This is a genomic window from Ideonella azotifigens, assembly GCF_006519715.1.
GTDB classification, from domain to species: Bacteria; Pseudomonadota; Gammaproteobacteria; order Burkholderiales; family Burkholderiaceae_C; genus Ideonella; species Ideonella azotifigens.
Genome location: NZ_VIDT01000135.1, coordinates 1 through 10,716 on the forward strand (window position 1 = coordinate 1; position 10,716 = coordinate 10,716).

10 protein-coding genes and 1 riboswitch are annotated in these 10,716 nt (G+C 60.8%); of the genes, 3 read left to right on the forward strand and 7 right to left on the reverse strand.

From position 1 onward, the window contains the following. The first annotated feature begins 196 nt into the window (after positions 1–196). A riboswitch (ZMP/ZTP riboswitch) is annotated at positions 197–314 on the forward strand. A gap of 77 nt (positions 315–391) precedes the next feature. After that, positions 392–1,642, forward strand: a complete 1,251-nt coding sequence (gene glyA / locus FKP22_RS11005; RefSeq protein ID WP_141287539.1) for a serine hydroxymethyltransferase — start codon at positions 392–394, stop codon at positions 1,640–1,642. Between the two features lie 124 nt (positions 1,643–1,766). Beyond that, positions 1,767–2,210, forward strand: coding sequence for a transcriptional regulator NrdR (gene nrdR / locus FKP22_RS11010; RefSeq protein ID WP_141287540.1), 444 nt, complete (start codon positions 1,767–1,769; stop codon positions 2,208–2,210). A 53-nt stretch (positions 2,211–2,263) separates the two neighbouring features. On the opposite strand, the gene FKP22_RS33815 is transcribed toward nrdR, so the two are convergent. From FKP22_RS33815 to FKP22_RS11045, 7 genes are all read right to left on the reverse strand, one after another. Then, on the reverse strand, positions 2,264–2,701 hold the full coding sequence (locus FKP22_RS33815; protein WP_310733319.1) for a type IV pilin protein: 438 nt from the start codon (positions 2,699–2,701) through the stop codon (positions 2,264–2,266). 62 nt (positions 2,702–2,763) lie between these two features. Beyond that, positions 2,764–6,579 carry a pilus assembly protein gene (locus FKP22_RS11020; protein WP_141287542.1) on the reverse strand — a complete coding sequence of 1,272 codons (3,816 nt, stop codon included), beginning with the start codon at positions 6,577–6,579 and terminating at the stop codon, positions 2,764–2,766. Between the two features lie 66 nt (positions 6,580–6,645). Continuing rightward, positions 6,646–7,194, reverse strand: a complete 549-nt coding sequence (locus tag FKP22_RS11025) for a pilus assembly PilX family protein (RefSeq protein WP_141287543.1) — start codon at positions 7,192–7,194, stop codon at positions 6,646–6,648. Further along, positions 7,191–8,084, reverse strand: coding sequence for a PilW family protein (locus FKP22_RS11030; RefSeq protein WP_170200847.1), 894 nt, complete (start codon positions 8,082–8,084; stop codon positions 7,191–7,193). Before FKP22_RS11030 ends, FKP22_RS11025 begins: the two co-directional genes overlap by 4 nt. Before the next feature lie 14 nt (positions 8,085–8,098). Then, positions 8,099–8,671: a type IV pilus modification protein PilV gene (pilV, locus tag FKP22_RS11035; protein ID WP_141287545.1), complete on the reverse strand. Its 573-nt coding sequence runs from the start codon at positions 8,669–8,671 to the stop codon at positions 8,099–8,101. Then, positions 8,668–9,252, reverse strand: a complete 585-nt coding sequence (locus tag FKP22_RS11040) for a GspH/FimT family pseudopilin (RefSeq protein WP_141287546.1) — start codon at positions 9,250–9,252, stop codon at positions 8,668–8,670. The genes pilV and FKP22_RS11040 overlap by 4 nt, the downstream gene beginning before the upstream one ends. A 114-nt stretch (positions 9,253–9,366) precedes the next feature. Then, positions 9,367–9,948 carry a GspH/FimT family pseudopilin gene (locus FKP22_RS11045; protein WP_141287547.1) on the reverse strand — a complete coding sequence of 194 codons (582 nt, stop codon included), beginning with the start codon at positions 9,946–9,948 and terminating at the stop codon, positions 9,367–9,369. Positions 9,949–10,148: 200 nt separating this feature from the next. On the opposite strand from FKP22_RS11045, the gene ribD reads away from it, so the two are divergent. Further along, a partial coding sequence (gene ribD, locus FKP22_RS11050) for a bifunctional diaminohydroxyphosphoribosylaminopyrimidine deaminase/5-amino-6-(5-phosphoribosylamino)uracil reductase RibD (protein ID WP_141287548.1) occupies positions 10,149–10,716 on the forward strand: 568 nt, incomplete at its 3' end.

The window sequence follows — 10,716 nt, forward strand, 5'->3', positions numbered from 1 at the left end:
CGAGCCAGCAGTTGGCCGCGCGCAGGTCGCGCTGGCAAGTTGAGTCAAGCTCTGGCAAGTTGAGTCAAATTGGCCAAGGCCGGGGTGCGTCACTGAGCCGCCCGGGCTTGCCACCAAAACGAGGCGAGCCGCTACACTAGCGGCCGTGCTGCTCAGCGTTCATTGCGCGTTTGGCCGCACCTGTTTTCTCTTTCTCTTCTTCACGCGCGACTGGCGATAAGGTGCCCTCACAGGGCATCCCGAGGTGGATCACCACCGGGAAGCGCGGAGCGGCCCCAGGTCGCTTGCATCAGCCGTTCGCCTGGGCAACCCTCCTCCTGCAGCGCAAGCCGAAGTCGGCCTGCAGCGGGACGGCAGGGCTCATCCGCCCCCGATTGAAGGAATGCCTCCCATGTTCGACCGCTCCGAATCGACGATTGCCAAGGTCGATCCTGACCTGTGGGCCGCCATCCAGGCTGAAAACCTGCGCCAGGAAGAACACATCGAGCTGATCGCCTCGGAAAACTACACCTCGCCGGCCGTGATGGCCGCGCAAGGCTCGCAGCTGACCAACAAGTACGCCGAGGGCTACCCCGGCAAGCGCTATTACGGTGGCTGCGAAAACGTGGACGTGGTCGAGCAACTCGCCATCGACCGCGTCAAGCAGCTGTTTGGCGCCAACTTCGCCAACGTGCAGCCTAACTCCGGCTCGCAGGCCAACCAGGCCGTGTTCTTCGGACTGCTGCAGCCCGGCGACACCATCATGGGCATGAGCCTGGCCGAAGGCGGTCACCTGACGCACGGCATGCCGTTGAACATGAGCGGCAAGTGGTTCAAGGTCGTCAGCTACGGCCTCGATGCGCAGGAAGACATCGACTATGAAGCGATGGAACGCCAGGCCCGCGAACACAAGCCCAAGCTGATCATCGCCGGCGCGTCGGCCTTCGCGCTGCGCATCGACTTCGAGCGTTTCGCCAGGATCGCCAAGGAAATCGGCGCGTATTTCATGGTCGACATGGCGCACTACGCCGGCCTGATCGCCGCAGGCGTCTACCCGAACCCGGTGCCGCATGCCGACGTGGTGACCTCCACCACCCACAAAAGCCTTCGCGGCCCGCGTGGCGGCATCATCCTGATGAACAGCGAAGAGGTCGCCAAGAAGATCAACTCGGCCATCTTCCCCGGCATCCAGGGCGGCCCGCTGATGCACGTGATCGCCGGCAAGGCCGTCGCCTTCAAGGAAGCGCTTGCACCCGAGTTCAAGGCTTACCAGGAGCAGGTCGCCAAAAACGCCAAGGTGCTGGCCGACACGCTGATCGAGCGCGGCCTGCGCATCGTCTCCGGCCGCACCGAAAGCCATGTCATGCTGGTGGACCTGCGCCCCAAGGGCCTGACCGGCAAGGAAGCCGAGGCCATCCTCGGCGCGGCGCACATGACCTGCAACAAGAACGGCATCCCGAACGACCCGCAAAAGCCGATGGTCACCAGTGGCATCCGCCTGGGCACGCCGGCCATGACCACCCGCGGCTTCAAGGAAGACCAGGCCCGCCAGACCGCGCAGCTGATCGCCGACGTGCTGGACAACCCGCACGACCAAACCAACTTGGCCCGCGTGCGCGAAAAGGTCGCGGCGCTGACACGTGACTTCCCGGTCTACCGTTGAAGCAGATGATCACCCCACGCAGGTCAGCCACCAGGACCTGTTGACGAGTTGACCCCGACGAGCCCGCGCCCAACAGCCGGGCTCGTTTTGCTTCCAGCCAGAGCCCCTCAAAGAAAGAGCCCGCATGCGCTGCCCCTACTGCAGTCACACCGAAACCCAGGTCGCGGAAACCCGCGAATCCGACGAAGGGGACGTGGTGCGCCGCCGACGCAAATGCACCAGCTGCGACAAGCGCTTCACCACCTACGAACGCGCCGAAATCGCCCTCCCGGCGATCGTCAAGCGCAGCGGCGCCCGCGTGGAGTTCATGCCGGAGAAGCTGCGCGGCTCCATGCAACTGGCGCTACGCAAGCGCCAGGTGAGCATCGAGCAAGTGGATGCGGCCATGGAGCGCATCCAGGAAAAGCTGCTCGCCAGCGGGCTGCGCGAAGTGCCCTCAACCCGCTTGGGCGAACTGGTGATGCGGGAATTGAAGCGCCTAGACAAGGTGGCCTACGTGCGCTTCGCTTCGGTTTATCGCAGCTTTGAGGATGTCGATGAGTTCAGCAGGTTGATCAAGGAGATATGAAGCTCGGATCTCCATCCCACGCCAATCCTTACCTCACAGGGAGCGGACCCCGCTCACTGCCAGCACTTCGCTACTGTAGCGTCCGCACTCTGCCCCTTCTGCCCGGTAGATGACAGTGTCAGCGTGCCGCATGGATCACTCAGTTGCACACCTTTCGGCTCCGCTTGCAGGCTGTAGTCCTGCGCACTGTTCGCAACATCACCCAACGTGATCTCGTAGTAAACCACATCGCCCGACTTGGGAGATTGGCTGACCCCGGACCCCGATAAGCTGGCACCTGCGTAGGTATTGTTTGCGGCATAGAAGCGCTGCAGGTACTGCGCCGCCTCGTACATCACCGTTTCCGCATCCGCCCGCCGGCCTTTGAGCATATGGCTGGTGTAGCTAGGGTAGGCAATCGCCGCCAGAATGGCCACGATGGCTACCACAATCATCAACTCGATCAACGTGAAGCCCGTAGATGTGACCCTGCTCCCAGAGCTAAGACACACAGGCTGAGATCGTCCAGTTTTGGAAGCCATGCACAAGCTTTCGGATGAAGAGGCGCGGATGATTAGGGCTGCGGCGGGTTCACGATCTGGCGCCAGACGCGGTCGGTAATGATGCCACCAACGTCAGGAGCGCAGTTGCCAATCCGCCCATTTCTCGGCGTACCGTCCGGGCAGCACCGTTCATCGCCAGCAACGCAAGGAGGGCCCTTAACGCATGCTTCTTTGCCAGTATTGGTGCTGTCGACAATCACCACCAAGCAATTTTCGTCCGGATTTTGGCACTTTGCGTTGACGTCCGGCAAGCAACGTGCGGCCGAATCTTCGTTCACCACGCCTGTATTGTTGGTCAGCATCTTGTCGGATCCGTCCGCCAGCGTGCCAAAGCCAGCCACAACCGAATCGCTGCCGCTCACCACCCCATCACCATTGGTATCGAATACCGGGGTAGTACTAGCCGCTCCGGTGACCGCATCCACCAAAAAGTTATAACCAGAGCCTGACGTAAACTCGCACTCAGCTGCTTTCACTGCTGGCACGATGGTGCTGAAGTAAACATAGTTCAGAATGGTCTGCGCCGGATACACGGTGCGCTGACCAGCCTTTACGTTCAGTTCAATGTACCAGCCCTTTTTCTGGTTCCAATCGACCGTGTTACTGGACACCGTGTAGTAGGTCATACCGGCGTTGCTTCCCGAACCCGCGATCGTGGAGGTACCAATGGATTGTTGCACCAGCACACTGCGATAGGGCGCCACACCGCCGCTCTGAGAGGCAGCAAAGAACGGGCTTGCCACGGTTGCGGCCGAGGCATTGATCACGGTATCGTCCCACACCCCGTAATAAGTCTGCGGAGCGATGACCGCCGAATCTGCCGTGTCGATCAACCGGCCGGTGCCGAAGGTAACCACATATCCCTTGATGGTGTGCGGCACGATAGCAGGAGCGGCCACGATCGGCTGAGCTGCGCCGGTGCTGTCTGTCGCCTTGAACAGCGGGCTGCCGTTGAAGGCTACACCCCAACTCGAGGGGTCGCTGTTACCAAAGTCAAAGCGCCACAAATTGCCCTGTAGATCGCCCGCATAGGCGGCGTAGACCTCCATGTTGGCATTGCGCACCAGCCGAACACCGCCCAAGCCGTTCGCACCGGTAGTGTTCACGTCGATGCTTCTGACCACGGCACCAGTTTGCAAATTAACCACCAACAGCGCAGCTTTGCCGTTGGTGCTGTAAGGCCCGTTGCCAATAAACGCGTACCAGCCCCCGCCACCCTGGATCTTGCCTGTACGCATGTCGTTCATCACGTAACCAAGATCGGCATGGCTATTCAACTCCCATTGGATGGAATTTGCACCCAGTTGCGCAGTGGGGTCGTCGGTGGGCACATGCAAGGCAAAAACACTTTTACCCCCCGCCCCCATGCTGCCAAGCAGCATATTCACCCAGCGCGGCCCGGTTTCACCCTTGGGCGTGAGGTAGGCGTCAGCTTCCACCGCCGGACCATCCACGAAGAAGCGGTGGAAATTATCCGTAGTACCGTAATTCTTGGCGGCCACCAAATTTAAATTTGAGAAGCCGGCCCGAGGCAAATAACCAAAGGTTTCCACGCCATCAGAGCCCCGAAACACGTGGAAAACTCCTGCGTTTCCACCCACGACCAGCGCGCCTTCATTTCTCGCCTTCTTAGCGGCAAGAAAACTCGCGTAGCTACCCGCCTGCGTCGTGTCCGCCAGATTTCCGTAACTAGAGTCCAGCAAGTCGCGCACGTATACCGGCGGTGAATTAACGAAGTCACCCAACAACTGCCCCCCCCGAGGGCGGAAGGACAGGGAGTTGCCTTCGTTGGTCGATTCGCCGCGAATGTAGTTCACGAGATCGGCTGAGCCAATTGCGCTCAAGTCGCTGGCAACAAGTGTGGTGCTCTTGAACTCCACCCCAGCACCTCCGCTCAGGGTATAAAGCTTACGTGCAGCTGCGGCAGGCAGTTTAGTGGATGCCTGCCACTTGGCCTTGGTGCTTACCACATCGCCATTGGTATCCAGTTCGTAGGCATACACATCGCCATACCACGCGCCAGACTTGTATTGCGGCACGAACTTCAGATTTGACGCGCTCAGCGTGGACGTGACGGTCGCCACGCCGGCCTCTCGCGAGTCTACGCCGGTGGCCTTGCTGAACACATTGGTGATCGCGGCTGACAACTCTGCGCCGTTCTTCACGGAATAGAAGTCACCGCCTGTATTGACGGCGGCATGCCAGAGATCGTCGATTTTCTGAGGATCGGTGGAAGGCTTGGGCCACATGGCGGAGCCGTTGGGATCCGACAGAGCCAGCAACGTAGCAGCTTTCGCATCGGGGCTCGATGAATCCAATGTACCTTTGACGCCAATGCCGATGGTGAACTGAGTCAAATGCTGCCAGAACGCAATGTCAGTGTCGGTCGGTGTGACTTTGTTCACCACCGTGCCATCAAGATCCTGGATGTACCAGCGCATCGCAGCATCGGTCAGGCTATTGAACGCGATGTTGGCCGAATCATCTTTCGTCCTGCCATCAATGTAGGGCCGCTGCGCCACGTAGTGGGTAGGCGAAAAACCACCGGGATTGTCTGCGGCACTGGTATAACTGTAGCTACCGTCTACATTGGTTAGATCACCTGCCGCGGAATAGCTGTCGTTGTAATAGCCGTCGGTCGTTAGCAGATTGATAGAACGACGGCAACTCAGTTTTCCAGAGCCAGCTGTGCCGATGGTGGTAAGCCATGGACTGTAAGCATCGGTTCGATTGTTGAAATACGGCCCTACGCTATCTAGGGCAGTGCGCAAAGGCGTTCCCCCATTGGAGGCAATACCCTGAACGCCCGCCAGAATGGTCTGCAGCTGAGCCTTATCAAGATTTCTAATGCCAGTTCTTATTACTTTGAAGCCCAAGGAACCATCTACATTGTTGGTGGTGCCGCTGTTGATTCTCCCCCACCCAGCGCGCATTTTATTTTGGAATCCGAACAAAGATTCTGTCAGCGCGCCTTTTGCCAGGGCTTCGCGCATGCGGTGGTAGGTGAACCAATTCGCAAAATTGATCCGCTCCTCCGCCTGGGTGCAAGTCGTAGCGCCAGCGCAATCGGTGCGGGCCGCAGCCTTGCTGGTCTTGCTAGGGCTGTAGTTGGCAGCATCATTGACATCGTACTGAACAAAATTAGCAGTCTTGTCAGGCGCAGCACCACTCTTCAGGCGATAGAACAAACCAGGGTAATAGTCAAGCGTCGCACTGCCACAACTGTTGTAGGCTTGGCACCAAGTGGTTTGGACGCCTGTCCAATTGGTGGTGAGATTAAAACTACCAAGCCCCGGCTGCATCGGATCCCAGTACGCTGCAGTGGGGACCGCATTGTTCATGTATTGGCCTGTGCCATCAGCCAACGGCGTCGATTTCAACCATGGTCGATAACGCACTTCCGGATTATACCAAATGGTATTCAAATCGGGCGACCTGAACTGCATCTGGTACAACTTGGCCCCAGTGCCTTTCACGGCTGGAATATATGCGGAGAGCTGGTTCGCATTGGCTTTTCGCTGATCGTTCAGGAAAGCGGCCAACCGGTCAGACGCAGTAGAACTATCCAGGCGAACGGACACATTATTGACTGTAACAGCACCTGCCGGCATGAAATCCGAATTCATGGACCCGGAGTCATCCAGCGTGATCATCACATTGGGTGGTGGCGTATCGCCTACGCGGCTGGTCAGCGGAGTTTGGGAAGGTTCTATCGCCGCAGCATCAAGCGCAAGCGATGTCAGGCACAAAAAGGCAACAGACGCGAAGGCCCATGGGGCCACCTCGGCAGGCATATGCCTCACCATGTTCATAGCGAAAACTTTCATCTTGGCACTCCTGAGCGTGGCGACTGGCGCACGCGTCTTGGAAAGAAATCCAACCCGGGAGCCAACTCAATGGAATCCAAGGGTCGACTGAACCCACACCACTGAGCCGGCGGTCGCCTTACCCGTGCCGTCTTGCTGGTAATCTGGACTGAAGCCGCGGGCCGTGACGATGTAGACCTCGGTCACCCCATCCTCCAGCATCGCCTTCTCCGCCATGCACTCCGGCATGAAAGCGGGCATGAAGGAACTGTCCGCCGATTTCATGATGTCGGTTGACATGGGAACGGCCGTGCGGCTGGTTGCCGGGAACCACTTAGAGAAGGTCTCCCAGTTGGTAGTACCCGGCGCGCTAGGCGCATTCTGAACAATCACTTCCGGTACTTTGGTGTCATCACCCAGATTGCGCTCGCAATAACGGAGGGCGATCTGCGCCGATTGCATCGCCGATGTCTGCGCGCGCGCGTTATTGGCCACCAAATCGGCATTCAGGGCGCCCCGCATCACCGAAACGGACATCAGACCAATGATGACCAACATCACCATAGCAACGATCAACACCACGCCGCGCTGCGGACCACGCCCTGCCGAAGCCCTGCGTATCGATCGCTCGTTCATGCTGGTACCCCCATTCGGTTGTGCAACACGATGGTGGTTGTGAAGGCGCGGTACAAGTGCTTGTCCGGTGCCGCAGGCCGGGCATCCCCTACAGCAAAGGGATCACAGCCCTGGTACCTGTCGGGCGCCTCGGCCACAGCATCCTCACTGCGCAGGATCAGGCACACGCGCACGGACAGCACGCGCGACCAGGGGCCTAGCGCAGCCACGTCGGCCGCATCCTTGTAGGTCACCACCCGCGTCGTATCCGGACTCGCAGCCCCGCCAACACCGTAGGTAATCTGCATGTCCTGGATGTTTTCAACTAACGGCTGACCCGTGGTGCTGCCAGGTCCGCGGCAATAGAGCGCGTTGTTGCTGAGGTAGAACTGGCTGTAGGACAAGTAGTAGTCAATGCCGCCAGACGTTGTTTTGGTCAACGCGGCCCCCAGGCAGTCCGTTGGCACGGTTTCGCCGGCCGCGTTGACGGTGGTCACGCTGTTTTTAAGGTTAGCCTCATAGGCCACTGCCACCGTATTGTGTCCACCCGCCACGGTGCCGCAGGTGAGTTGGTCGATGGGCTTGGTGGTATCCGCAAAGTCCAGGTCGCAGCCGAACAGCCAACTGCCAGGCGCAGTGCCGGCGGCGCGCGCTAACAGGGTGCCGCTGGCGGCCGGGCCGACCGGCCGGCTGTAGCCGCCTTCGGCTACATGGCTGCGCAGAATGTTGATTGCAACCGTGGCGTCTTCGGTCATCTGGGCCACGGCCCTTCCGCTGCGAGTGCTGTTGGCCGAAGCCAGGTAAGCGGCAAACACCGCCCCCATCACCACCAGTCCAATGACCATGGCAATCATCAACTCGATCAGCGTGAAGCCCCGTTGGCCAGGGGAGGTGCTGTACTTGCAATGCATGCTGAGACTGCGATTCATAGACCCACCCGAAAGAACATGCACCGAGGGGCACCTTCCTCAGAAAAGTGGGGGGGGCAAGCGGACGCCGTGCCGTCGTTGGCGTTCAATTCGGGCCGACTGAGAGCGTCCGGATCGCGCCAGATCACCCACATGTTGAACACATGGTTGACGGTGTCGGTCTGCTCGATGTAGCCAGTGCCGTTGGGCAGGCTGGTGAATAGCGCAGCCTGCCAGGTGGCCATGTCCTGCGCAGCAATCTCGGCCTTGGTGCAACTGTCCGCAGTGACACAGTTCGCCGCGGCATTCGGTTCCGTTGTGGTTAGGATGGCGGAGAGCACGGTGTAACTCGCTGCTCCATCGGCGTTTGCTCGCATACGGTCCGCCATGTCCGCCGCCAGCAGCGTGGCCACGGAGCGGAACTCGGAGGTCTTGCCGTAGCGCGCGGAGGTGCCCATTAGCCCAGCCAGCGCCAGGATGCCCAGCGAGGCGATGAAAATGGCCACCAGCACCTCAATCAAGGATGCTCCAGCCTGCCGAAGCCACGGTACACGGCAAGCTATAGAAATGGGCATGTTGCGTCTTGTCATGGACACACCTGATCCTGTCCCATCATGATCTTGGCCCGCCCGGCCAGGTTGAGGCACACCGTGCGCAACGCGGCCGCGTAGCCTGGGCTGTCGCTACTCAGTTTGGAAGCCACGTCCCACTGGAGATGAGTGCCGCCTTTGAGCAGGCCATTCGGCATGAAGGTTGCGAAAGATTGGCCACCTGATTCGGTAATCGAGCTGACCGACTTACCGGCCGTAAACGCGCGAATCAATTGATCCCCAGCACCCAGGTCACCGTTAGAGTTCTGATCGGTGAAAACCAGCCAGCCTGTCACCCAAGCATTGTTGGCACAGACCGCACCAGTCGCGTTCGGATCGCTGGAAGCGCAAACCGACACCGACAAACCCCGCTTGAGCGCCTCCGACCTGGCTTGACGCAAAGCGACAGCCAGGTCATCGGCGGTGGATGACACTGCGCGGGCGGCCAGCGTAGAGTGCAGCCCAGGCGCCGCAATCATGGCCAGGATGGCCGCCACCGCGAGAGTGACCAGCAACTCGATCAATGTCACACCGCGCACAAGGCGGTCGACGAGCGTTACAGACTTGATGCACGATGCCATTGGGGCATGATGCCCCGGACCCTCGGAGGCTCGCTGCAAGCCCAGGATCAGCGGCCACACACGCCCGACGGGCGGCGGCGCTCGGTCACCCGACTGAGGGATGCACCTGGTGGCTCAGCAGCTCGCGGCACTCACCACCCTCATCCGTCCCGGCTTGCTGATGCACAGCATGCGACTGTCGGGCGGGTTGGCGACGGCCGCATCGCCCCCCTTGGGACGGAACTGGAAGTGCGAGGCGGCACTGGCCGAAATGCCGCTGGGCTGGAAGCTCAGATACCGCAAGGTGCTCGCCACCGCGCCGGCCTTCGCGCTCGCTTGGTGAACCGCCACCAGTTGATCCTCGTCCTCATCCATGTCCCCGTGGTCGCCACGGTCGACGAACACGACCCAACCCGCGCTCCAATCCTTGCCACTGGCCATGCAATGCGGGTGCTCGGTGGTGGAGGACGGGCGGTCCAACCCGCACACAGTGACCACTTCGCCGCGATGCATTGCCTCGCTGCGCGCCCGCAGAACCGCGCCCTGAAACTCGTTCAATTCCGCCTGCACCGCTTGCCGCGCCATCACGCTGCTCATGCTCGGCACACCCACGGCGGCGAGCACGCCTGCGACCGAAGTGGCAACCATGCATTCGATCAGGGTGAAACCGCTTTGACGCTTGGCATGGCTGGCGGCACGGGTTTGGCGCTTGAACATGGGATCCTCCTCGGGGTTTTGATCTGGGTCACCGACTCAGGGACGGCGTGAAATGCATTTTTCAGAAGCCCGCCTGCGCCGTCATTCCCCCTCAGGGAGGCCTGCGCACACTGCTGCCGTCCCCACCTTTGGGGGGAAAATCCGCCGGTGCCTCTCCCCCTTTCCGTGCGGAAATGCGCGTTCCTTCCTGGTTTGCCCCTATGAATTCCCCTCTCACCCCGACCGCCGCCATGGCCTGCGCCTTGGCCCTCGCGGCGCAGGCCATTGGGCTCACGGAGCCCAACCCGCGGGTCGGTTGCGTCATCACTTCTATGGACGGAGTGCCACTGGGCGAGGGGCATACACAGCAAGCCGGACAAGCGCATGCGGAGGTGATGGCATTGCGGGACGCCGCCGCCCGTGGCCTGTCGGTCCAGGGCGGGACGGCCTACGTGACGCTGGAGCCGTGTTCACACCATGGGCGCACGCCGCCGTGCTGTGACGCGCTGATCGCCGCCGGCATTGCCCGGGTGACCGTGGCGGCAAGTGATCCGAATCCGCTGGTCGCGGGCCAGGGGCTGGCGCGGCTGCGTGCCGCAGGCATCCAGGTGGAGACGGCCGGGCCGGACGCGCAAGCCGAGAGCGAAGCGCTGAACATCGGCTTCTTCCACCGCATGCGCCATGGCCGGCCCTGGGTGCGGATGAAGATCGCCGCTTCGCTGGACGGTCGCACCGCGCTAGAAAACGGCCAGAGCCAGTGGATCACGGGCGAGGCCGCGCGGCGCGACG

Bases quoted from the DNA above. Each gene is read 5' to 3' on its own strand.
- glyA (WP_141287539.1), top strand. From the start codon at position 392: ATGTTCGACCGCTCCGAATCGACGATTGCCAAGGTCGATCCTGACCTG.
- nrdR (WP_141287540.1), top strand. From the start codon at position 1,767: ATGCGCTGCCCCTACTGCAGTCACACCGAAACCCAGGTCGCGGAAACC.
- FKP22_RS11020 (WP_141287542.1), bottom strand. From the start codon at position 6,579: ATGAAAGTTTTCGCTATGAACATGGTGAGGCATATGCCTGCCGAGGTG.
- FKP22_RS11025 (WP_141287543.1), bottom strand. From the start codon at position 7,194: ATGAACGAGCGATCGATACGCAGGGCTTCGGCAGGGCGTGGTCCGCAG.
- FKP22_RS11030 (WP_170200847.1), bottom strand. From the start codon at position 8,084: ATGCATTGCAAGTACAGCACCTCCCCTGGCCAACGGGGCTTCACGCTG.
- pilV (WP_141287545.1), bottom strand. From the start codon at position 8,671: ATGACAAGACGCAACATGCCCATTTCTATAGCTTGCCGTGTACCGTGG.
- FKP22_RS11040 (WP_141287546.1), bottom strand. From the start codon at position 9,252: ATGGCATCGTGCATCAAGTCTGTAACGCTCGTCGACCGCCTTGTGCGC.
- FKP22_RS11045 (WP_141287547.1), bottom strand. From the start codon at position 9,948: ATGTTCAAGCGCCAAACCCGTGCCGCCAGCCATGCCAAGCGTCAAAGC.